Below are 21355 nucleotides of genomic sequence, written 5' to 3' on the forward strand. Positions count from 1 at the left end.
GCTCAGCCGCCCGACATGTCCTCGGCGGTGGTCGTCACGCTCAGCCCCGACATGCTGAGCGGCGGCAGCCGGAGCATCCGGTTCAGGACGATGAAGTCGTAGGTCATGCCGGTGAGCCGGACCGTGATGGTGGGCGCCGAGCCGCCGGGGCGGCCGGCGAAGCCGAGCCCGGTCTGGATGTAGTCGATGGCGACGTTGCGGGGCCGCAGGCGCGGGAAGGCGCTGCACATCCCGGGAAGGCGCTGGGGCCCGGTGGGGCAGCTTGTCGCCCCGCGTCCATACACGATGGTGTTCAGCGCCGCGGCGTCGAAGGTCCCGTTGGTGCAGGTAGACGTCGCGCCGCTGCAGCGGCGTTCGAAATACGGCATGGCGTCGCCCGGGAACACCGTTGAGGACGTGCCGTCATAGGTCTTCAGGTCCGACGAGACCGGATTGGAGACCGCCGCCAGCCGCGCCCCGAGTTGCAGCGCCTTGGTGGCTTGGTTGTACTGCCAGAAGGCCGTGCCGAAATCGAGCACGCCCATGAGGACGAGCACCAGCGTGCCGGCCACGAGGCCGAATTCGGCCATGCTGGCCCCGGCCTCGTCGGCCCAGAAGCATCGCTCTCGCCTATTGGCCGACATGGCGTTCCGTATGGCTTGCGGCGACCTGGATGGGCCCGAGGCCGATCGCGGAGAGAAGGCCGAGGCCCCGTGGCTGGAACGTGGTCGAGACTGTCACGATGCGCAGCGGATCGCTCCCCCGGTAGGCGCGCAGGCCCGTGGCGGCGTCCACCGGGTTGGGAGCGCTGGCGTAGGAGACGGTCACGTCCCGGTCGCTCCATCCGGCGACCCGGGATGCGCCGGAGCCCGAGGGGGAGCCCGTGACGGCGATCGCCCGGGCCTGGGTTTCGGACGCGGTCGGGTCGGGAACCCGCGCCAGGTAGCGGGCGGCGTCGCGAACGCCCGTCTGGACCATCTCGTAGGCGTAGAGCATCCCGCCGAACTCGAAGATCGCGAAGGCGAACGCGATCACGAAAGGCAGCGCCAGCGCCGCCTCGACGGCGACCGAGCCGCGTTCGTCCTCGACGATCCTGATGCGGACGGTCTCCATGGCCTCACCGATAGAGTTGGACGGTGTCGCGGATGACGTTGCGGGCGCCGGGCGTGCCGGGCTCCAGCAGCTCCACCATCTCGGCCCAGATCGTGCCGTCGTTCTTGTCCATCGGCTCGGTGAGGAAAAACCTTGCGTAGCCGGTGACCGGGATGACGCCGCCCGACGAGCCCGTCAGCTGCCCGGCCGCGGCCGCCGCCTGGCAGTCGATGATGGCGCCGACGAAGAGCCGTCGGTCCGGATCGTCCGTCAGGGTCGAGGCGCCGCCCGTGTAGCAGGCCGGCGCGCCCTTTTCGCCCGCCCCGGACGCGCCCGCCGTGCTGCGGGTGGTCAGCCCGTTCTCGATCTCGTAGCGATACACCTCGTAGCGGCTGGGGCGGTTGGCGTTGGACCAGCCATTCGGGAATCCGCCCCCGAAGCTGCGCGTCCAATAGGCCTCGAAATCCCAGTCGCCGCCGCCGATCCGCCCGGCGGTGGCCGCCCCGCCGAAGGTGCAGGTCGCGCCGCCGTAGAAGCAGGGATCGCGCGGCAGGCCCAGTGGCTTGCCCAGATTGGCGGGGTCGGTGGGCGGCAGGCTGGGATCGTAGGCGGGAGAAGCGCCGCAGGACGAGCCCGTGTAGCCCTTGCGCACGTTCTGGGCGGGACGGTACGCCGGATCGCCTCGGTTGCCGGAGAACCCGCCGGCATACATGTCGAAGCGGACATTGATCGCCTCCGCCGTCGACGAGATGTTGCCCGTCTGCAGCTCGACGCCGCTCTGGCGATAGCAGCCCTTGGGCTTGTCGAGCGCGAGCGATTCCTTCACCGCCGCTCCGCCATTGCCGTAGGCGGGCTGCAGGTAGCCGTAGTTCCCGGCGCCGTATTGCGAGCCCTTCGCTTTCATGGCGATGAGCCGCCGCCGGAACGACGGATCGCGCGCAGCAGCCTGGAGGGGCAGGGCGGACCCTTCGAACGGGTTGCACATGAAGAGCGGCGTGACGTTGCAGGCGACGCTGTCGAACCCGCCCACGGCTGTGGCGGAGACCTGCGTGGGAAAGCCGGTCGCCCCCGCCGCCTTGGCGAAGAGCGAACCGAAGCCGACAGGCGCCGTGCGCACCTCCACATAGGCCGCCAGGGCAGGGTCGGTCGTCTCGCTGGCCGACGCGATGGCCTGCGCGTCGCTCGAGGGCAGGGACTTCAGGTAGCGCACGCCCGAGGCCTGCAACGCCGCGCCGCCCGAGGCGAAGCGGGCGTCGTTGCGGACCAGCCGGTCGATCGCGCGGTTGGCCCGCACGATGGCGTCGGGTTTGGCGTCCAGCTCGGCCGCGGCCGCCAGCGCCAGTGCGTCTGCGCCGGCCTGGACCGAGGTTTGCAGGTTGAACAGGCGCCCGCCGTCGACGACCAGCATGGCGGCCGCGGCGATCACCGGCAGCGACAGCGCCAGCGGGATCGCGACGCCGCCGCTGTCGTCCGCCGTCCACCGGGCCGAAAGCCGGTCGAGACACGTCATGGCTTCGCCCGCCCGTCCAGCGTCAAGGCCTCGGCGCCAGCGCCGTCGCCCGGACCGTGGCGGTCTCCTCGATCGGCGGCGGCAGCGTCTGGATCGTGTATTCCTGCCGCTTCATGCCGCGGGTCACTCCGACCAACAGCGTGCGCTTGGGCGGCGGGGAGGCCGCCGGGGCGGACGCCTGCAGGACCGGCGCGGGAGCGGCGTCGGCGAGGTCCTCCACCTTGATGCGGGCGGTCGCCTCGGCGGTCATCGATCCGGCCGCCCGAAGCGCCAGGCTGAGGGAGCCGACCGTCGTGGCGAGGGCCAGCTTCTGCGCGTCCGCGGTGTTGACCTCGAAGGTGACGGCTTTCGCCAGCGAGGGCTTTTCGGCCCGCTCATCGGCGCTCTGGTCCACCGCCAGCACCTTAACCCCCTGCAGGAGCACGTCCGTGAAGGCCTCGCCCTTGTCCAGCGTGCGCGTCAGCAACAGGTCGACCCGCTCGCCCGGCAGGACGAAGCCGGCGACGCCGTTGATGTCGTTGACCCGCACGGACGCCGCCTTCATGCCGGGTTCTATGAGGGCGGTCAGGGAGGCGCGCTGGCCGGGGCCGGTCACCTTCATGCGCAGCAGCGGCTCGGATTCCTCCATGGGGGCCAGCGCGATGCGCCGCACCTGCGGGTCCAGCACCTCGGCGATGGTGGCGAACGCGCCTTTCGGGACGTCGCCTTCGGGCCAGCGGATCTCGCGCAACTGCTGGCGGGTGATCTCGACGCCGTAGCGCAGCGGCGTCGCCGCCACCACGATGGTGCGGTCCGCGGCGGGCCTCACCGCCTCGGGCTGGATCGCCTGGAGACGCTGGCCGGCCTTCTTGTCCAGCCACATCTTGCCGGTCACGACGGCGCCCGTTCCGGTCAGGACCGCGATGCCCAACATGATGACAGTCTTCGAATGCATACTCGGCCGCCACACGCTGAAGTTGTGTGGCCAACGTGGGTTTCAGGCGCTTAACGAGGTGTGAAGACCGGCGAAGCGAAAGCAAAAACGCGTGAACGCCGATGAACTCGCCTCGCTGGCATTTGATGCGATTTCGTCCGCATGGCGGTGCCGGCGCCGCCTTGGGCCGCCTGCGAAAAGCTCCTAAGGTCCGGTACGCGACCGCCGAGCCGGAGAAGCCACGACAATGAAGACCGCCGTTGGATTGGTTGGGGTTGGCCTGATGGGCCATGGGATCGCCCGGAACGTCCTCGGACGCGGGGGCTTTCCCCTGACGGTTCTCGACCATCCCGGCAACCAGCCGCTCGACGACCTGATCGCGGCGGGAGCCCGCGTGGCGTCGAGCCCCGCCGCCTTGGCGGCGGCGTCCGACATGATCATCCTGTGCGTCACCGGCTCGCCCCAGGTCGAGGCGGTGCTGGCCGGCGAGGGCGGCGTTCTGGAGGCGCTCAGGCCCGGCGCGGTGGTGGTGGACTGCTCCACCGCGATGCCCGAGTCGACGCAGAAGATGGCGGCCGCGGTCGAGGCAGCGGGCGGTCGCCTCCTCGACGCGCCCATGACCCGCACGGCCCGGCACGCGCATGAGGGAACGCTCAACCTGCTGGTGGGCGGTGATGAGGCCACGCTGCGGGAGGTCCGCCCCGTCCTGGACTCCTTCACCGAGAACGTCAGCCATGTCGGACCGGTCGGCTTCGGCCACCGCATGAAGCTGCTGCACAACTATGTCTCGATCGGCTTCATGGCGCTGCTGGCCGAAGCCGCCGCCAGCGCCGAACTCGCCGGCGTCGATCCCGCGGTCCTTGTGGACGTGCTCGCCAAAGGGGGCGGCGCCGGCGTGGCGCTGCAGCGCATGGCGCCCTCGATGGTGGCGGGAGACGCCGGCGCGGTGCCGTTCACCCTCGACAACGCGCTCAAGGACCTCAGCTATTTCCGGGCCATGGCGGAGGCGGCCGGCGCGCCGCACGAAATCGTCGACGGCGTGGTGCGGGCCCTGACGGGAGCCGTCGCGGCGGGCCACGGCCAGGCCTATGTCCCGGACCTCGTGCGCCTCCTCAAGCGGCCTTGAGCCCCGCGGCGCGGCGGCCCAGCCTGCATTCCGTGACGCGGCGGCGCCCGCCATGCTAGTCTGGCGCGCAGTGGAGTGCCGGTGTCATGCGCATCCTGGTGATCGAAGACGACCCTCGCATCGCCGTCAGCATCTCGGACAGTCTGCAGGACCTGGGTCATAGGACCGTGGAGGCGGATACGGTCGCGGACGCTCTGGACGTGATCCGCGGAGGCGCGGTCGACCTCGTAATCTCGGATCTCGGACTGGCCGACAATGTCCGGGCGGAGACCTTCCTGGAAGCGATCCGCACGCTTCATCCGACCCTGCCCATCATCGTCGCCACCGGCCTGGAGCCTTCCCAGGAACTCGTCATGGACGACCGCATGGTCCTCCTGATGAAGCCCTACGGGATGGCGGACCTCGAAGAGGCCATCGCGCGCCTGACCGGCGCGGGCGCGCCCTGAGGACGGCCCACTGATCCTTTGGTCCGACAAGCGCAACGCTTGCGCGCAGTCCGTCAGGAGCGTATGACTGACCAGTCAGTCATACGCCGACCGGAAGGGTTTTCCATGGGCAGGCGCCCCGCCGTGCGATCCGGAGCGGGCAAGACCGCGCGGGCGGCGCAGCCGGAGCGTTCGGCGGCCGACAGGCGCGAGGCGATCCTGGCCGCAGCGCTCGACGTCTTCGCCGAGAGCGGCTTCGCCCCTGCGCGTCTCGACGACGTCGCCGCCCGTGCAGGCGTCGCCAAGGGCACGATCTATCTCTACTTCGCCTCCAAGCAGGCGCTGTTCGAAGCCTTGGTCCAGACCTCCATCGGCGGGCCGGTCGCGGCGATCGGCGAGGCGATGCTGGCCAGCGACCTGCCCACCGCGGACCTCCTCAGGACGCTGTTCTCGCGCGTACGCACCGAGATCCTCGGCACGCGCCGACGCGAGGTCGCCCGGCTGGTCCTCAGCGAAGTGGGGCGCTTCCCCGAACTCGCGGCCTTCTACCACCGCGAGGTGGTCGGGCGCGGCATGGCGCTGATCCGGGCCATCGCGCGGCGCGGCGTGGAGCGGGGCGAACTCGCCTCCGACGCGCTGGAGCGCTTTCCCCAGCTCGCCGCCGCCCCGCTCGTCGTCGCGCTGCTCTGGACCAGCTTCTTCGACGTCCTGGAGCCGCTCGACGTGGAAGGCATGTTCGACGCCCATGTCGAAATCCTGGTGCGGGGACTGCAGGGGGGCCGGCCATGAAGCCTGTCCGCATCGCGCTGGCGGTGATCGTCCTGGCGGGCCTCGCAGGGGCGGCGTTCTGGTACGTCCTGCGCGACCGCGACCCGGAGAGCGGCTGGCAAGGCTATGTGGAGGGCAATCTCGTCTACATGGCCGCCGAGGACGGCGGCCGCATCGAGACCCTGACGGTCGAGGCCGGCGACGCCGTGCAGGAAGGCCAGTTCCTCTTCGGCCTGGAATCCTCCTCCCAGGCCGCCCAGAAGTCCGAGGCGCAGGCGCGGCTCACGCAGGCCCAGGCCATGCTGGACAACCTCAAGGCCGCCCTGCAGCGGCCCGAGCAGATCGCCGTGCTGCGCGCCCAGGAGGAGCGGGCCAAGGCGACGCTGGACCTCTCGAAAAGCGAGTTCGAGCGCCAGCAGCAGCTCTTCGCCCGGGGGATCTCCGCCAAGGCGCGGCTGGACCAGGCCGAATCCACCTTTGAGCGTGACAAGGCGGCCCTGCAGGAGGCGCAGCGCCAGATCCAGGCGGCGCAGATCTCCGGCCGGACCTCCGAAATCGACGCCGCCGAAGCGGCGGTGCGCGCGTCCGGGGCCATGCTGGAGCAGGCCGACTCGCGCCTCGCCAAGCGCCGCGTCTTCGCCCCGGCGGCGGCGCGGGTGCAGGACGTGTTCTTCCGCGCCGGCGAGGTGGTGAATGCGGGCCAGCCCGTGCTTTCGCTGCTGCCTCCCGCCAATCTGCGGGTGCGGTTCTACGTGCCGGAGACCGCCCTCTCCACGCTGATGCTCGGCCAGGAGGTGGCCGTGTCCTGCGACAGCTGCCCGGAGGGGATGCGCGGCGTGGTCGCCTTCATCTCGCGCGAGGCGGAGTTCACCCCGCCGGTCATCTTCAGCGAACAGGAGCGCGGCAAGCTTGTGTTTCGCGCCGAGGCGCGCTTTCCCGGCCGCGAGCTGAAGCTGCCGCTCGGCCTCCCGGTGACGGTGGAGTCCGCAGGGGCCGCGCCATGACGGCTCCCGCGCCCAGCACCCGGCCGGCGCCCGACATCGTCATCGACGTCGAGGGGCTGAGCAAGACCTTCGGGACCCGGACCGTGGTGAAGAATCTCACCATGCAGGTGCGGCGAGGGCTGATCTACGGCTTCCTGGGACCGAACGGCAGCGGCAAGACGACCACGATCCGGATGCTGTGCGGCCTGCTGACGCCCGACAGCGGCCACGGGACCTGCCTGGGGTACGACATCCTCACCCAGTCGGCGCAGATCAAGCGCCATGTCGGCTACATGACGCAGCGCTTCTCGCTCTACGCCGACCTCTCGATCCGCGAGAACCTTGAATTCGTCGCCCGGGTGTACGGCATGCCCAACCCGCGCCGATCGGCCCAGGACGCGATCGCGCGGCTCGGCCTGGAGAACCGCGCCGGGCAACTGGCCGGGGAGCTTTCGGGCGGCTGGAAGCAGCGGCTGGCGCTCGGCGCCTGCATCCTGCCGAGCCCGCAGCTGCTGCTGCTCGACGAGCCGACGGCCGGCGTCGACCCCAAGGCGCGGCGCGACTTCTGGGACGAGATCCACGCGCTCGCCCATGAGGGCCTGACCGTGCTGGTCTCCACCCACTACATGGACGAGGCCGAGCGCTGCCACGAGATCGCCTATATCGCCTATGGCGAGCTCCTGGCCCATGGGACCGTTCCGGAGGTCGTCGCCCAGGCGCATCTGGCCACCTGGACGGTGACCGGGCCCGACCTGGCCGAGCTCGGCGACAGGCTCAAGCGCACGCCGGGCGTCGAGATGGTGGCGACCTTCGGGGCGGCGCTGCATGTCAGCGGCCGCGACGGGGCGGCGCTCGAGACGGCGACGGCGCCGTTCAGGAGCGCCGGGCCGCAGGTCTGGACGCCGGGCGAACCGACCCTGGAGGACGTGTTCATCGACCTGATGAGCCGCGCCAAGGATAACTTCGCATGAGCGCACCGGCCGCCCCGACCCCGAACGGCGAGGGCCGCACCGTGGGCCTGCGGGCGTCCTTCGGGCGGCTCTGGGCCACGTTCCTGAAGGAGCTGATCCAGCTGCGGCGCGACCGCATCACCTTCGCGACCATGATCATGATCCCGATCTTCCAGCTGCTGCTGTTCGGCTACGCGATCAACACCGATCCCAAGCACCTGCCCACCGCCGTGCTGATCCAGGACGACTCGGCCTTCGCCCGGTCCTTCGTGGCCGCCATGCGGGCCACCGACTATTTCGCCGTCACCGAGCTGGCCCGCTCCGAGGACGAGCTCGACGCCCTGTTCCTCAGCGGCAAGGTGCAGTTCGCCCTGCAGATCCCGGCCCATTTCGGCCGCGACGTCATCCGGGGCGAGCGCCCCGCGCTGCTGGTGATCGCCGACGCCACGGACCCGACCGCCACCGGAGGCGCGGTCTCGGCCCTGCAGGGGCTCGCCGCCAGCGTGTTCTCGCGCGAACTCATGGGCCCGACGGGCGGCCTCGCGCCGCGGCCGACGCCTTACGAGCTGCGCATCCATCGCCGCTTCAACCCGACGGGCGAGACCCAGCTCAACATCGTGCCCGGGCTGATGGGCGTCATCCTGACCCTGACGATGCTGATCTTCACCGCGCTCTCGGTGACGCGCGAGATCGAGCGCGGCACCATGGAGAGCCTTCTCGCCATGCCGATCCGGCCGGTCGAGATCATGCTCGGCAAGATCGCCCCCTATGCGCTGGTGGGCGGCCTGCAGATGGGCGTGATCCTGGTGGCCGGGCACGTGCTGTTCGATGTGCCGATCGTGGGCGGCCTCGGGCTCCTGGTCACCCTCACGATGCTGTTCATCGTCGCCAACCTGTCGGTCGGCTACACCTTCTCCACGATCGCGACGACGCAGCTGCAGGCCATGCAGATGTCGTTTTTCTTCTTCCTGCCCAACATGCTGCTTTCGGGCTTCATGTTCCCGTTCCGGGGCATGCCGGACTGGGCGCAGGCGATCGGCGAGATCATTCCGCTCACGCATTACCTGCGCATCGTGCGCGGCGTCATGCTCAAGGGCGCGGGCGCGGCGGACCTGCAGGTCGACATCGCCGCCATGGGGGTCTTCACCCTCGTGGCCATGACGGTGGCGGTGGTGCGGTTCCGGCAGACGCTGGACTGAGTCCGCGGCGCCTCAGAACGGGCCGCGCCGCCGGGCGTCGACGCTCCAGGGGCCGGCCCCGGCGAAAACCAGATAGAGGAACACGAAGCAGTAGAGGATCGCGGCGTCGCCGCCGTTGTTCACCGGGAAGAAGTTGCGCGGCGCATGGGCCAGGAAATAGGCCACCGCCATCTGGCCCGACAGGACGAACGCCGCCGGGCGCGTGAACAGTCCCAGCACGATCAAGAGGCCGCCGACCAGCTCCAGCACGCCGGCCATGCCGGAGAGGCTCGCCAGGGCCGGGCTGTTCCCGCCCGCCGGGAAGTGCAGGATCTTCTGGGTCCCATGCTCCAGGAAGAGCAGGCCCGTCATGATGCGCAGAACGCTCAGCATGCGGGGGGACCAGGCGGCGAGCCTCGACGTTTCGATCATCAGATGGTCTCGGTTTGGGGACAGGCCGGCGCCCGGGCCGGATGGCGCCGCGTCGCGACGTCGCCGACCGTCACAACGCCCGCCGGGCGGCTCGGTTCTCGGTCGGGGCGCAAGCGGACGCTGGCGTGAATGCAAGCGCTCTACGCAGGGCGTTCAGACGGGAGCGAGCCATGCCGCCGCCGCTCTTGCGTTCGGGGCGGGTTCCCGGTCATCTCGGCCGAAGGGAGGCGGCGCTGAAGCCGCCCCGTCGTCGCCTCAGGAGGAACCCATGTCCGTCCGCGCCACGCCCTATCGGGGCGTCTTCCCCGTCGCCCCCACGCCGTTCACGGACGGGCAGGATCTCGACCTCGACGGCATGCGCCGGGTGCTCGACTGCATGATCGACCAGGGCGTCGACGGCATCTGCATCCTGGCCAACTATTCCGAGCAGTTCCTGCTCACCGACGAGGAGCGCGACGTGCTGCTGGACGTCAGCCTCTCGCACGTCGCCGGGCGCGTGCCCGTCATCGTCACCTGCAGCCATTTCAGCACCCGGATCGCGGCCGACCGGGCGCGTCGCGCCGCCGAGGCCGGCGCCAGCATGCTGATGCTGATGCCGCCCTATCACGGGACCGGCCTGAGGGCCGACGAGACCGGTATCCTGGAGCATTTCGCGCGGGTCGCGGCGGCCGCCCCGATCCCCATCATGGTCCAGGACGCGCCGCTGAGCGGCGTGCCGCTGTCCGTGCCCTTCCTGGCCCGGCTCGCCCGCGAAGTGCCGCGGGTGACCTATTTCAAGATCGAGACGCCCTTTGCGGCGGCCAAGCTCCGCGGCCTCATCGCGGCCGGCGGAGCCGCCATCGAGGGGCCGTTCGACGGCGAGGAGGCGATCACGCTGATGCCCGACCTCGACGCCGGCGCGACCGGCACGATGTCGAGCGCGCTGCTGCCGGACCTGATCAAGCCCGTAGTGGAGAGCCACCGGGAAGGCCGGCGCGCCGAGGCCCAGGCCGCCTACGCCCGCATCCTGCCCCTGATCAACTACGAGAACCGCCAATGCGGCCTGCGCGCCGCCAAGACGGTGATGATGGAGGGCGGCGTGATCAAGAGCGACGCCGTGCGCCACCCCCTGGAGCCGCTGCATCCGGAGACCCGCAAGGGCCTGCTCGAGCTCGCCCGGGAGTTGCAGCCGCTGGCGTTGCGCTGGGGCCGCTGAGCGCCCGGAGCCGCCGCCGCAAAATCACGCGCGATGGCTCGGGAGGGGTTGCGCATCCCCTCCCGAGCCGCTATTCAAGCGCCCGTGACGGACGGCCACGCCGCTCCGCCACCCCGCGCCCGTAGCTCAGCTGGATAGAGCATCAGACTACGAATCTGAGGGTCGGACGTTCGAATCGTTCCGGGCGCGCCAATTTTCCCAAGTTTTCAGCCATAGAACTTGTCCCGACGCCTCGCGGCGGGCGGAGCGCTGACGGCCGCGGTCACGCGTCTCGGCTGCAGAGCGCGCCGGCCGCCTTGGGACGCCACGCCGCTCCAAACACAAAGGCCCCGCTTCGTCGAAGCGGGGCCTTTGGCGTGAGAATACGCCAGGCGTGGGGCGCTAGAACTCGTCCCATCCGCCTGAGGCGGCGCGCTTGGGGGCGGGGCGGGCGTGAGCGGCCTTGCCGGCGGCCGGCCTGGCCGGTTGGGCCGGCCTCGCCGCAGGGGCGGGCCTTGCCGGCGCGGCGGGTCGGGCGAAGGCTTCGGCGGCCAGTTCGCGCAGGCGCTCCGGCTCCGTCCGCGGCGGCGTGCGCGTCCGCTCGACGCCGCCGCCGGCGCGGGTCTTGAAGCCGGCCACGAGCGTGTTCAGGCGGTCGATCTGGCCCGTCAGCGAGCTCGCCGAGGCGGCGCTCTCTTCGGCCAGGGCGGCGTTCTGCTGGGTCATCTCGTCCATGTGGGCGACGGTCTGGCTCATCTCGTCGATGCCGTTGGCCTGCTCGCGGGCGGCCTCGGAGATCTCCGTCACGGTCGCGGCGACCTTGCCGGACGCGTCCACGATCTTGTCCAGCGCCTCGCCGGCCGAGCGCACCAGCGCGACGCCCTGGGCCACCTCGGCGGTGGAGGAGTTGATCAGCCCGGTGATGTCCTTGGCCGCCTCGCTGGAGCGCTGCGCCAGCGTGCGGACCTCCGACGCGACGACCGCGAAACCTTTCCCGGCCTCTCCGGCGCGGGCCGCTTCCACGGCCGCGTTGAGGGCGAGCAGGTTGGTCTGGAAGGCGATGTCGTCGATCACCGAGCTGATGTCGGTGATCTTCTGCGACGCGGCCTCGATCCGCGCCATCGCCTCGACCGCCCTGGAGACGATCTCGCCGCCGTCATGCGCCACCTTGCGGGCCTGCTGGGACGTCTCGACCGCCTGGTTGGACGCCGCCGCGCTGGCCTTGACGGAGGCGGCGAGCTCTTCGGTGGTGGCCGCCGTCTCCTCCAGCGAGGAAGCCTGCTCCTCGGTGCGGCGGGAGAGGTCGTCCGCCCCGGTGTTGATCTGCGTCGCCGCCGCGGCGACGTCCACCGTGGTGGTCTGGATCGTCGAGACGGTCTCGGCGAGCTTGGCGACGGTCTCGTTGATGGAGCCGCGCAACTCGCCGAAGCGGCCCTTGTAGCGGGTCTCCACCGTCCGGGTGAGGTCGCCTCCGGCGATGCTGTCCAGCACGGACGCGATCTCGCTGGTGGCTTGGTCGACGGCGGCGTTGATGGCGTTCACCCCGTCCACCAGCGCCTGCAATTCGGGCCCGGCCCGGGTCGGCCCGACCCGCTGGGAGTAGTCGCCCTCGGCGGAGGCCGCCACCACGGCGCTGACCTGCTCGACCACCTCGGTCATGATCTTGGCGGCCTCGGCCTGCCGCGCGGCGGCGGCGCGTTCGTCGGCCTCCAGGGCGGCGGTGCGCACCAGGTTCTCGCGGAACGCCAGGGCCGCGCGGGCCGCGGCGCCGACTTCGTCGTTGCGCTCCACGTAGGGCACCTCGACGCCGCGGTCGCCAGCGACGAGCTTCTCCAGCACGCCGGCGATGCGGCTGATCGGACGGGCCACGCCCAGCATCCCCGAAAGGGCGTTCGCCACCATGTAGATCAGCAGCAGGGCCGCCAGGCCGAGGCCCATCGCGTCGCCGATGGCGGTGGCGGAATGCAGCTCCTGCGCCACCCGTTCGTCGCGTTCCTTCACCGCCGCCCGGACCTGGCCGAGCAAGTCGCCGATGTGGATCCGCAGCGGCGAGGAGCGCTCCGCGACGATCTTGGCCTGGGCGTCGCGCAGGACCACGCACCGATCCACGATGGCGCGCAGCTTGCCGACCACGCCGGGAAGCTTGCCCATGGCGTCGGCCAGGTTGGGCTCGGACAGGAAACTCTGAAGCCGCTCGAGGTCGCCGGCGACGCCCGAAAAGCCCTCCGTCATGGTGGCCCGGAGGGCCTCCTCGCCGGTGGCCTCGTATCGCCACATGGCGGCGCGGGCGGTCATGACGGCGTCGTGCGCCCGCCGCAGGCCGAGCTCTATGTCGCCTTTGGTGACGGGATCCGCCTTCTCGGCGGCCGCCAGCGCGGCCGCGAGCTGGCGGTCCCACTGGCTGGCCGTCTCGACCTGGTTGCGCAGCTCAGCGGTGCGCTCCGTCTGGACCGCGGCGACCTCCGCCACCGATTGAGCGTATCGGTCGAAGTCGGAGCGGATTTCGACCAGCCGCTTGCGGTTGGCCTCGATCGTCGCCGAGGCGAGCGCCTGATCGAGGAACTCCGCGCCTGTCGCCTTCAGCGCCGGCAGGGCCGCGGCCGCCTTCTCGACCTGCTCGACCGTGGCGGCGAGCCGGATGTCGCGGTTGAGGATCTGAACCTTGGCGAAGGCTTCTTCGGCCTGCTGGACGGATCGCACCAGGGTCTCGGAGCGCTCGCTCTGCGTGGTGAGCGCATCGACCTTCCGGGACGACCACTGCTGGTTGGCGGTGAGCCCGAGGGCCAGGACGACGCCGAGCGCCGCCTGGATTCCGAGCTTCTGCCCGATATTGAGAGAGTTGAACATCATGACCCCCAGCGCCGAAGCGCGCAGCGCCGTCCGGCTTCGCCAGCCGTCCCGGGCTCGCCCGCGGCGGGCGGCGTCGGGTCGTGATGGCCGATCGGCGGTTGCAGGATTCATGAGCGGGCTGAATCAAAGATGAAGAAAACTTCGTCTGAGAAGGCAGTAATAAAGAAAAGCCGTGAGTCGCTATAAGTAAAAACGAGTAGATGATGACCTGATTCTAATAATCGCTTGCCTGTTGTCAATGTCTCGATAAGCGCCGGATTCCTGCTCCCCGGAAGGCGGCGGGCCGTAGCCGCGGCACTCCCTGGATCTTCCTGGCCTTCGTGACGCACCGAGCCGCGAGGGCGGCGGGCCCGGCGGCGCGCCGGGGCTGTTGCGCGCGTGGCCCGGCTCGCCTAGACCGCAGGCGATTGCCGCGCGCCCGCCGCGCCGCCGACGACCGAGGCCTTCGATGAACGACCGCCTGTCCCTCTCCAAGGACAAGATCCGCGTCCTCCTGCTGGAGGGCGTCAACGACAGCGCCGCCGACCTGTTCGCCGCGGCGGGCTACAGCAATGTCACACGTCTTCCCAAGGCGCTCGACGGCGAAGCCCTGCGCGAGGCGGTCCGGGGCGTGCATATCCTGGGCATTCGCTCGCGCACCCAGCTCACCGAGGCGGTCTTCTCCCAGGTCGACCGGCTGGTCGCGGTGGGCTGCTTCAGCGTCGGCACCAACCAGGTCGACCTCGAAGCCGGCCGCCGCCGCGGCATTCCGGTGTTCAACGCGCCGTTCTCCAACACGCGCAGCGTCGCCGAGCTGGTCATCGGCGAGATCGTGATGCTGCTGCGGCGCATCTTCCCGCGGTCGCTGAAGGCGCATGAGGGCGGCTGGGACAAGTCGGCCACCGACAGCCTAGAGGTGCGCGGCAAGACGCTGGGCATCGTCGGCTACGGCAATATCGGCAGCCAGTTGTCGACCTTGGCCGAGGCCATGGGCATGCGGGTGATCTTCTTCGACCTCACCGACAAGCTGCGCCACGGCAACACCGAGCCCACCGAGTCGCTCGCCGAGCTGCTGTCCCAGAGCGACGTGGTGAGCCTGCACGTGCCGGAGACGACCGGCACCGCCGGCATGATCGGAGCGGCCGAGATCGCCCGGATGAAGCAGGGCGCCTACCTCATCAACAACAGCCGCGGCACCGTCGTCGATCTCGACGCCCTGGCCGATGCGCTGCGGTCGGGGCGCCTGCGGGGCGCGGCCGTCGACGTGTTCCCGGTCGAGCCCACCTCCAACGCCGAACGGTTCGTCTCGCCCCTGCAGGGTCTGGAGAACGTCATCCTCACGCCGCATGTGGGCGGCTCGACCGAGGAAGCCCAGGAGCGCATCGGCGGCGAGGTGGCCCGCAAGCTGATCGACTACAGCGACGTCGGCTCGACCCTGGGCGCGGTGAATTTCCCGCAGGTGCAGCTTCCGCCCCGCCAGTCGGGCGTGCGCTTCATTCAGGTCCAGCGCAACATGCCCGGCATGCTGGGACGCCTCGCGTCGGTCTTCGCCAAACGCGGGATCAACATCGCCGCGCAATATTACCAGACCGACGGCGAGGTCGGTTATGTGGTCCTCGACGCCGACGGCGATAATTTCGACGCCCGCGAGGTCGTGACCGAACTGCGCGGCCTCCCCGGCAACATTCGCGCCCGCATCCTCAACCGCACGGAGGACTGAGTCCGGGCGCGAAAAAGCCCGCCGCGCCGGGAGGCGGACGGGCTTTCGCAGGCGAGGCCCTATGGGCCTGCCCCTCGGTGCGCGTTACTGGCAGAGATGGCGCAGGCCGTCCTCGCCGATGAAGGTGCCCGACTGGGGATCGAAGGTCTTGTACAGCTTGGCGCACTGCTCCCATTTCCAGTTCATGCTCGGACCGGTCTCAGCCATGCCGCCGGGCGTCTGCACGATGACGCCCGTGTCCATGCCGGAGACGTCATAGGCGTAGCCGTTGCGCATGCGGGTCGGGGCGCCGGCGCCGCCGGAGACGCCGCCTGCCGACATGCCGCTGGCCCGGCCGCCCGGATTCACGACCGACCCGGGAACGCCGCCGCCGGCGCCCGCGCCGAGCTGCGGGGCGGACTGCGCGAGGGCGAGGCCGGCGCTGAGGGTCAGGGCGCCGAGGGCCACGAGGCCGGTCTTGAACGAATGAGTCATGGGAAGATCTCCTGCGTTTCGGGCCGCAAGCCTGCGCATCGCCCGCTTCGGCTCCCCAACGCTCAAAAGCGGCGTCGGTTCGCGACCGGCGGGGCAGGGCGCTTCGCTGGCCCGGACGGTCAGAATTCCTCCCAGCCGCCGCCCGAGCCCGAGCCTGCGGCCTTGACCCGTGCGGCTGTGGGTTCCGGACGAGGCCGGCTCGCCGCCGGGGCCGGCGCCACGAAGGCCTGCTCAGCCAACTGGCGCAGGCGCTCGGGCTCGCTGGAGGGCGAGCCGGCCGCGGCGGGTTTAGGCCTGGGCGGCGGGGCGGAACGACGAGCGGCGGGCGGAGCGACCCTGGCGGCGGCGCGCTGCGGGCGCATCGCGCTGTCGCGGCGCGCGTCCCCGGCGCCGGTGCGGAAGGTCGCCACCACCTCGTTCAGACGCTCGATCTGCGAGGCCAGCGACGACGCCGACGCAGCGCTCTCTTCGGCCAAAGCGGCGTTCTGCTGCGTCATCTCGTCCATGTGGGCGACGGCCTTGCTCATCTCGTCGACGCCGTTGGCCTGTTCGCTGGCCGCGCTGGAGATCTCCTCGACGGTGCTGGCCACCCGACGCGAGGCGTCGACGATGCGCCCGAGCGCCTCGCCGGCGGAGCGCACCAGCTTGACCCCCTGCGCCACCTCCTGGGTGGAGGAGTTGATCAGGTCGGTGATCTCCTTGGCGGCGTCGCTGGAGCGTTGCGACAAGGTGCGCACTTCCGAGGCCACGACGGCGAAGCCCTTGCCGGCCTCGCCGGCCCGGGCCGCCTCGACGGCCGCGTTCAGGGCCAGGAGGTTGGTCTGGAACGCGATGTCGTCGATCACCGAGCTGATGTCGGTAATCTTCTGCGATGCCTGTTCGATGCGGGTCATCGCCGCCACGGCCTCGGTCACGACCCCGCCGCCGGTCTCGGCGACGCCGATCGCCTGCCGGGCGAGGTCCACGGCCTGCCGGGACGACTGCGCCGACGCCTTCACGGAGGCGGCGAGCTCCTCGGTCGTGGCGGCCGTCTGCTCCAGCGAGGCCGCCTGCTCCTCGGTGCGCTGGGACAGGTCGTCGGCGCCCGAGTTGATCTCCTTGACGGCCTCGCCGACGTCGACGGCGGCGACCTGGATGGTGGACACCGCGCTGGCCAGGCGCGCGATCGTGTCGTTGACGGCTGTCTTCAGGTCGGCGAAACGGCCCTGATAGGTGGTCTCGACGGTCCGGGTGAGGTCGCCCTCGGCCACATAGCCGAGCACCGCGGCGAACTCGGTGGTCGCGTGGTCGACGGCGGCGTTGATCTCGTTGATGCCCTGCACGAGGCGGCGCAACTCGCCGTCGGCGTTCGAGATCTCCAGGCGGGCGCTGAAGTCTCCGGCGGCGGCCGCCGCCACCACGACCGCCACGTCGTTGACGACGGAGGTCATCGCCTCCGCGCGGGCGACCTGCTCGGCCTCCGCCGCCCTGTCCTGGGCCTCCATGCTGCGCATCTTCAAGGCGTTGTCGCGGAACACGCCGACGGCCCGCGCCATGGCGCCGAGTTCGTCCTCGCGCTCGGCGAAATGGACGGTGGTGGCGAGGTCGCCCTTGGCGATGGCCGTCATGGCGGTGGTCAGCCGCGCCGTGCGGGCCGCGAAGCGGTGGGTCACGACGATGATCACCGGCGTGAGAGCCGCCAGCACCGCAAGGCTCTTGAGCACGAAGGCGAGCACGAATTCGTTCAACTCGTCGATCGTGTGCGCCTGGTCCAGCATCGCGACGACCTGGACGTTGGCGGACCCCGACGTCTTGAGCGACGCGACCCCGACCCTGTAGGTCCGGCCGTTGACGTCGATCTTACCGGAGCCCTGATCGGAGAGCGGAGGCAGGGACAGCGCCTCGACGCCCTCGATCGAACTGGCGTTGAGTTTCTGGCCAACGACGATCAGCGTCTCGACGCCAGCGACCCGTTTGATGTCCACGGCCGTCTTGCCGCGCAGATAGGCTCCGACCTTGACGGTTCCCACCAGCGCTCCGTCCGCCAACACCGGCGCGACCCCGTCTTCGGCGAGTTCTCCGGACGTGGAGGAGACGGTCAGGCCGCGGACGGGCTGTTTTTGCAAAGCCGACTTGACGTAGGACTCGCCGGCCTTGTTGTCGCCGAGGGACTTGGGGTTATGCCCGCGCATGAGGACGACGCCCTGCGCGTCGGTGGCCTCCAGAGTCCAGACATTCGGGTCGAACCGACGGATGTCCTCGAAGATCCGCACCATCGTGGCGCGCAGAAGGTCTGGGTCCTTGGACCGGATCGCCGCAATCACGTCCGGATTGATGGCCAGGCTCGTCGCATGCGACAGGACCCGCGAGCCCAGCTCGTCGAGGGCCAGCACGGCCCTGTCGCGTCCGGCCACCGCTTCCTGGTCGAGCTGCAAGAGCGCGCTCTCCCGCATCGACGAGTAGCTGAGCCCTCCCACCAGCGCTGCGGTGGCGAGGCAAGTGGCGAGGACCCCCAGGGTGATCTGAAGCCCCATGGACCGGCGGATACGGGAGAGCATGAGCATACCTGCATGACGAGCGCGCGAGGGAAAGAGACGCGTGCACACACTGCAGGAACGTTTTCTACGGAATAATTAATTTAGTTGCAGACAGTAAAAGAATCAATTTTGAGGTGCATGACGATTTGTCAGCGTCTTGCGGTCCCGGGGCCTCGCGGCTCCGGGACCGTAGGCGACGGACTTAGAATTCGTCCCAGGCGCTGGAGGGCGCCTTCCGTCCCGCGGCGGCGCGCCTTGCGGGCGGGGTCGACCCCTTCTCGTCCTGAGCCCTGGTGAGCCGGGCCGGCGCCTTGGACGTCGGGCCGGCAGCCGAGGGCGTCGCGCCGGAGGATTTCATCGACGAGGTCTCGGCTGGCGGTCGCGAAAAGGCCTCGGCCGCGATCTGGCGCAGGCGCGCCGGCTCCGAGGAAGCCTGGGGCCGGCCGGCTGCGGCGCGGCTCTCGGCGCGATGATGCGTCTTGAACGTGGCCGCCACCTCGTTGAGCCGCTCGATCTGCGACGCGAGCGCCGATGCCGAAGCCGCGCTCTCCTCCGCCAGCGCGGCGTTCTGCTGGGTCATCTCGTCCATGTGGGCCACGGCCTGGCTCATCTCGTCGATGCCGTTGGCCTGTTCGCTGGCGGCGCTGGAGATGTCGCCCACCGTGCTGGCCACCTTGTGGGAGGCGCTGACGATCTGGTCCAGCGCATCGCCCGCGGCGCGCACCAGCTTCACCCCGTTCGACACCTCCTGGTCGGAGGACGCGATCAGCCCGGAGATGTCCTTGGCGGCGTCGCTGGAGCGCTGAGCCAAGGTGCGGACCTCCGACGCCACGACCGCGAAGCCTTTGCCTGCCTCGCCGGCCCGGGCGGCCTCGACGGCGGCGTTGAGGGCGAGCAGGTTGGTCTGGAAGGCGATCTCGTCGATGACCGACGTGATGTCGGAGATTTTCTTGGTGGCCTGCTCGATGCGCGACATCGCGTCGACTGCCTGGGTGACGATGGCGCCGCCGTTCTCGGCGACCCGCATGGCCTCCTCGGCCAGGTCCACGGCCTGGCGGGAGGATTGCGCCGACGCCTTGACGGAGGCGGCGAGCTCCTCGGTGGTGGCGGCGGTCTCCTCCAGCGAGGAAGCCTGCTCCTCGGTGCGGCGGGACAGGTCGTCCGCCCCTGCATTGATCTCGCGGGCCGCTCCGCCGACGTCCACGGCGGTGGTCTGGATGGCGGCGACGGTCTCGGCGAGGCGCGCCACCGTGTCGTTGAGCGCTTCCTTGAGCTCGCCGAAGCGGCCGCGGTACTCCGCCGAGATCGTATGCGTGAGGTCGCCCTGCGACAGAGCCCCGAGCGCCGCGGCGAGGTCGCTCGTGGCGGCGTCGACGCCCGCGCTCATCTCGTTCATGGCGGCCGAGAGGTCGCGCATGAAGCCGTTCTTGCCCTCCAGCGGCACGCGCTGGCTGAAGTCGCCGGCCGCCGCGGCCGCCGCCATCGCGGCCACCTCCGACTGGACGGCGAGTTCCTCGGTGACGTTCCGCCATTCGATGGTCTGGCCGATGGCTTCGCCGTCGCGGCCCTCGATCCGCGTCATGGCGATGTTCAGCGTGTAGCCGCCGATGCGGTACTGGAGCAGCGTCGCGCCGCCCGCCTCGCCCAGCTCGCTGCGCTGGAGAGCGGGGTTGTCGCGCGCCTGGGCGATCGGGGAGCCGACAAGGCCGTCGACCGACCAGTCCGCCCGGCCGGCCTTGAAGCAATGCTCGACGCCGCGCAGGAATCGGTCGAGCGAGCGGCTCACATAGACGATGCGCTCATCCGCGTCGGTGATCATGATCATGGCCGGCGAACTGTCGAGCGCCGACCGGATGCGGGCGGAGGCCAGGCCGGTCTCGTGGATCACCTTGAGCGAGCGCGCCAGTTCGCCGATCTCGTCGGCCCGGGCGGTCGCCGCGATCTCGACCGTCTCGCCCTTGACGAGCTGGCCGACCGCGTCCTTCAGCGCCGAGATCGGCCGGTAGATGGTGCGCGACGCCAGCCACCCCAGCAGCGCGACGCCGGCCAGGATGCCGGCCGCCACGAGGGCGATCAGCTTGCCCATGGCGATGAGGGGCGCTTCGACCTCGCGCAGCGTCTGTTCGGCCACGATCGCCCAGGTTCCGCCCGGCACCTTGGCCGGAACCGCGATGATCACCGAGGGCTCGCCGCCCGTTCCGATGTCCTGGCCATTGACCGTCTGGCCGGCCAGCGCCGCCTTCACGGCCGGCGCCTCGTAGCGCAGCTTGCCGGCGGTCGGTTCGGAATGCAGGACCAGCTGCGTGCGCGACAGGCCGTCGGCTCCGACGGCGAAGAGCTGTCCGGTCTCGCCGATCTGGCGGTTGATGGTGGGCGAGATGGACGCGGCGGTCAGCGTCGCGGCGACCACGCCCATGGAGACGCCCGCATCGGTGACCAGGGCCTTGGCCAGCACGCTCGTCGGGGCGCCGCCCATCGGCGCATAGGGCTGCGTGTCCACGAAGGCGACGTCGCCGGCGCCGGCCTTCTGCATGGCCTGCGCGAAAGCCCGCGCCAGCGGGCTGTCCTTCAGCTTGCCGGAGACGACATTGGCTCCGAAGTCCCTGTTCTTCACGCCGGAATAGACGACGTTGCCGGCGGGATCGATGATCAGGATGTCGGCGAATTCGAACTGCTGGCGATACTGGTCCAGCGTCTTGTGGACTTTCTCGTGATAGAAGCCGTAGCTCGTGTCGTCCTGCTCGCCCTTGTACTTCCAGCGCTCGCCGTCCTTGAAGGGGTTGTCGTCGATATAGAGTTTCTGAAGCAGCGCTTCGGCCTCGGCGCCCTTCGACTTGTAGTCGTTGCCCAGGTTGCTGAGCGCCTCGAAGATGGTCGGCGTCTCGGACACGAGCCTCAGATTGGTCTGCGCCTGGCGCATGTAGCGCTCGAGCGAGATGGCCCGGTTCTGCACCGTCGACTGCAGGCTCGTCTGGAGCTGCTCGACGGCCGAGCGGCGCGCGATCTGGAAAGCCATGGTCCCGACCGCGACGGCGCTCACCACCGCGCCGCTGAGCACGATGGCGGGGACTTTGAAGGAGAGCTTCGAGAACGCACGAAGGACGGAGGACATAGGGGGTCACCTGGGCGGGGCGCGCCGCCCAAATGGGCGGCTCTGGAATGAATCGTCCCGTCGTCCTGGTGAATCGTCCCGAAGAGGGGCGGAGTCGATCGGCGCCGGGCTTCTCGTGTCCGTCGCAGACTCGGCTGGAATTACTTACAAACGGTTCAGGTTTTGCATTTTCTT

Annotated in this window: 17 protein-coding genes and 1 tRNA gene; 9 read left to right on the forward strand and 9 right to left on the reverse strand. The window is 70.1% G+C overall.

Features of this window, described 5'->3' with window-relative positions; translation table 11 throughout:
- Positions 1–2: 2 nt before the first annotated feature.
- Genes ABEG18_RS01025 through cpaB form a run of 4 tightly spaced genes read right to left on the reverse strand, consistent with a single transcriptional unit; the run spans position 3 to position 3494 of the window.
- Entirely contained in the window at positions 3–569 is a 567-nt protein-coding gene (locus tag ABEG18_RS01025; RefSeq protein WP_406856243.1) for a TadE/TadG family type IV pilus assembly protein, read from the reverse strand.
- 40 nt (positions 570–609) lie between these two features.
- Positions 610–1092 (reverse strand): TadE/TadG family type IV pilus assembly protein, encoded by a 483-nt coding sequence (locus tag ABEG18_RS01030; RefSeq protein WP_406856244.1) that lies wholly within the window; start codon positions 1090–1092, stop codon positions 610–612.
- A gap of 4 nt (positions 1093–1096) precedes the next feature.
- Entirely contained in the window at positions 1097–2581 is a 1485-nt protein-coding gene (locus ABEG18_RS01035; RefSeq protein WP_406856245.1) for a pilus assembly protein TadG-related protein, read from the reverse strand.
- Between the two features lie 22 nt (positions 2582–2603).
- A complete protein-coding gene (gene cpaB, locus ABEG18_RS01040; protein ID WP_406856246.1) occupies positions 2604–3494 on the reverse strand; it encodes a Flp pilus assembly protein CpaB in 891 nt (296 codons plus the stop codon).
- Positions 3495–3741: 247 nt separating this feature from the next.
- Here cpaB and ABEG18_RS01045 point away from each other — a divergent pair, with 247 nt between their 5' ends.
- The 6 genes from ABEG18_RS01045 (at position 3742) to ABEG18_RS01070 (ending at position 8945) form a co-directional block, all read left to right on the forward strand.
- Positions 3742–4620 carry an NAD(P)-dependent oxidoreductase gene (locus ABEG18_RS01045; RefSeq protein ID WP_406856247.1) on the forward strand — a complete coding sequence of 293 codons (879 nt, stop codon included), beginning with the start codon at positions 3742–3744 and terminating at the stop codon, positions 4618–4620.
- 86 nt (positions 4621–4706) lie between these two features.
- The gene (locus ABEG18_RS01050; protein ID WP_406856248.1) at positions 4707–5066 is read left to right on the forward strand and encodes a response regulator; all 360 of its coding nucleotides are present in this window, start codon (positions 4707–4709) and stop codon (positions 5064–5066) included.
- 105 nt (positions 5067–5171) lie between these two features.
- Entirely contained in the window at positions 5172–5834 is a 663-nt protein-coding gene (locus ABEG18_RS01055; RefSeq protein ID WP_406856249.1) for a TetR/AcrR family transcriptional regulator, read from the forward strand.
- Entirely contained in the window at positions 5831–6817 is a 987-nt protein-coding gene (locus ABEG18_RS01060) for an HlyD family secretion protein (protein WP_406856250.1), read from the forward strand. The genes ABEG18_RS01055 and ABEG18_RS01060 overlap by 4 nt, the downstream gene beginning before the upstream one ends.
- Entirely contained in the window at positions 6814–7767 is a 954-nt protein-coding gene (locus ABEG18_RS01065) for an ABC transporter ATP-binding protein (protein ID WP_406856251.1), read from the forward strand. Before ABEG18_RS01060 ends, ABEG18_RS01065 begins: the two co-directional genes overlap by 4 nt.
- A complete protein-coding gene (locus ABEG18_RS01070) occupies positions 7764–8945 on the forward strand; it encodes an ABC transporter permease (protein WP_406856252.1) in 1182 nt (393 codons plus the stop codon). The genes ABEG18_RS01065 and ABEG18_RS01070 overlap by 4 nt, the downstream gene beginning before the upstream one ends.
- A 12-nt stretch (positions 8946–8957) precedes the next feature.
- Here ABEG18_RS01070 and ABEG18_RS01075 read toward each other — a convergent pair whose 3' ends face one another.
- A complete protein-coding gene (locus tag ABEG18_RS01075; protein ID WP_406856253.1) occupies positions 8958–9356 on the reverse strand; it encodes a DoxX family protein in 399 nt (132 codons plus the stop codon).
- Positions 9357–9624: 268 nt separating this feature from the next.
- On the opposite strand from ABEG18_RS01075, the gene ABEG18_RS01080 reads away from it, so the two are divergent.
- Both ABEG18_RS01080 and ABEG18_RS01085 read left to right on the forward strand, forming a co-directional pair.
- The gene (locus ABEG18_RS01080) at positions 9625–10551 is read left to right on the forward strand and encodes a dihydrodipicolinate synthase family protein (RefSeq protein WP_406856254.1); all 927 of its coding nucleotides are present in this window, start codon (positions 9625–9627) and stop codon (positions 10549–10551) included.
- A 115-nt stretch (positions 10552–10666) separates the two neighbouring features.
- Positions 10667–10743, forward strand: a tRNA-Arg gene (locus tag ABEG18_RS01085).
- Positions 10744–10932: 189 nt separating this feature from the next.
- Here the strand turns inward: ABEG18_RS01085 and ABEG18_RS01090 are convergent.
- Positions 10933–13380: a methyl-accepting chemotaxis protein gene (locus tag ABEG18_RS01090; protein ID WP_406856255.1), complete on the reverse strand. Its 2448-nt coding sequence runs from the start codon at positions 13378–13380 to the stop codon at positions 10933–10935.
- Positions 13381–13828: 448 nt separating this feature from the next.
- On the opposite strand from ABEG18_RS01090, the gene serA reads away from it, so the two are divergent.
- Complete coding sequence (gene serA / locus ABEG18_RS01095; RefSeq protein ID WP_406856256.1) at positions 13829–15079, forward strand: phosphoglycerate dehydrogenase; 1251 nt, start codon at positions 13829–13831, stop codon at positions 15077–15079.
- Between the two features lie 84 nt (positions 15080–15163).
- Here the strand turns inward: serA and ABEG18_RS01100 are convergent, their stop codons facing one another.
- The 3 genes from ABEG18_RS01100 to ABEG18_RS01110 all read right to left on the reverse strand — a co-directional run bounded on the left by ABEG18_RS01100 (position 15164) and on the right by ABEG18_RS01110 (position 21181).
- Positions 15164–15553: a BA14K family protein gene (locus ABEG18_RS01100; RefSeq protein WP_406856257.1), complete on the reverse strand. Its 390-nt coding sequence runs from the start codon at positions 15551–15553 to the stop codon at positions 15164–15166.
- A gap of 119 nt (positions 15554–15672) precedes the next feature.
- Complete coding sequence (locus tag ABEG18_RS01105; RefSeq protein ID WP_406856258.1) at positions 15673–18090, reverse strand: methyl-accepting chemotaxis protein; 2418 nt, start codon at positions 18088–18090, stop codon at positions 15673–15675.
- 181 nt (positions 18091–18271) lie between these two features.
- Positions 18272–21181 carry a methyl-accepting chemotaxis protein gene (locus ABEG18_RS01110; RefSeq protein WP_406856259.1) on the reverse strand — a complete coding sequence of 970 codons (2910 nt, stop codon included), beginning with the start codon at positions 21179–21181 and terminating at the stop codon, positions 18272–18274.
- Positions 21182–21355 lie beyond the last annotated feature (174 nt).

The sequence above is a fragment of the Alsobacter sp. KACC 23698 genome, assembly GCF_045348435.1.
Taxonomy (GTDB): Bacteria; Pseudomonadota; Alphaproteobacteria; order Rhizobiales; family Beijerinckiaceae; genus Alsobacter.

Coding starts and splice junctions, on each gene's coding strand:
- ABEG18_RS01110 (WP_406856259.1), bottom strand. CDS start 21,181: ATGTCCTCCGTCCTTCGTGCGTTCTCGAAGCTCTCCTTCAAAGTCCCC.
- cpaB (WP_406856246.1), bottom strand. CDS start 3,494: ATGTTGGGCATCGCGGTCCTGACCGGAACGGGCGCCGTCGTGACCGGC.
- ABEG18_RS01030 (WP_406856244.1), bottom strand. CDS start 1,092: ATGGAGACCGTCCGCATCAGGATCGTCGAGGACGAACGCGGCTCGGTC.
- ABEG18_RS01045 (WP_406856247.1), top strand. CDS start 3,742: ATGAAGACCGCCGTTGGATTGGTTGGGGTTGGCCTGATGGGCCATGGG.
- ABEG18_RS01060 (WP_406856250.1), top strand. CDS start 5,831: ATGAAGCCTGTCCGCATCGCGCTGGCGGTGATCGTCCTGGCGGGCCTC.
- ABEG18_RS01035 (WP_406856245.1), bottom strand. CDS start 2,581: ATGACGTGTCTCGACCGGCTTTCGGCCCGGTGGACGGCGGACGACAGC.
- ABEG18_RS01065 (WP_406856251.1), top strand. CDS start 6,814: ATGACGGCTCCCGCGCCCAGCACCCGGCCGGCGCCCGACATCGTCATC.
- ABEG18_RS01025 (WP_406856243.1), bottom strand. CDS start 569: ATGGCCGAATTCGGCCTCGTGGCCGGCACGCTGGTGCTCGTCCTCATG.
- ABEG18_RS01105 (WP_406856258.1), bottom strand. CDS start 18,090: ATGCTCTCCCGTATCCGCCGGTCCATGGGGCTTCAGATCACCCTGGGG.
- ABEG18_RS01100 (WP_406856257.1), bottom strand. CDS start 15,553: ATGACTCATTCGTTCAAGACCGGCCTCGTGGCCCTCGGCGCCCTGACC.
- ABEG18_RS01070 (WP_406856252.1), top strand. CDS start 7,764: ATGAGCGCACCGGCCGCCCCGACCCCGAACGGCGAGGGCCGCACCGTG.
- ABEG18_RS01075 (WP_406856253.1), bottom strand. CDS start 9,356: ATGATCGAAACGTCGAGGCTCGCCGCCTGGTCCCCCCGCATGCTGAGC.
- ABEG18_RS01080 (WP_406856254.1), top strand. CDS start 9,625: ATGTCCGTCCGCGCCACGCCCTATCGGGGCGTCTTCCCCGTCGCCCCC.
- ABEG18_RS01055 (WP_406856249.1), top strand. CDS start 5,172: ATGGGCAGGCGCCCCGCCGTGCGATCCGGAGCGGGCAAGACCGCGCGG.
- ABEG18_RS01050 (WP_406856248.1), top strand. CDS start 4,707: ATGCGCATCCTGGTGATCGAAGACGACCCTCGCATCGCCGTCAGCATC.
- ABEG18_RS01090 (WP_406856255.1), bottom strand. CDS start 13,380: ATGATGTTCAACTCTCTCAATATCGGGCAGAAGCTCGGAATCCAGGCG.
- serA (WP_406856256.1), top strand. CDS start 13,829: ATGAACGACCGCCTGTCCCTCTCCAAGGACAAGATCCGCGTCCTCCTG.